Genomic DNA, 207 nt, shown 5'->3' on the forward strand with positions numbered 1-207 from the left:
CGATGAGCTCGAGCTCGCTGACCGCGAGCCGGCCGTCGAGCTCCATCATGTCGACGCGTGCGTAGTCGAGGCGCTGCTCGAGCAGCGCCGCGGCCGCCCGCACCGCGTCGAGCGCCAGCCGTTCGGCCGCGGGGTCGACGTCGACCAGGGTGCTGCGCCCACCGTGCTCGGTGTGCACCCGCACCTCGCCGGCGCCCGGCACCTTGT

General features: G+C 74.9%; 1 pseudogene. It reads right to left on the reverse strand.

The annotated features are described in order from the left end of the window. A pseudogene (locus tag QWJ41_RS21905) lies at nucleotides 1-207 on the reverse strand (hypothetical protein); the annotation flags it as partial.

The sequence above is a fragment of the Nocardioides cremeus genome (assembly GCF_030518195.1).
GTDB lineage: Bacteria > Actinomycetota > Actinomycetes > Propionibacteriales > Nocardioidaceae > Nocardioides > Nocardioides cremeus.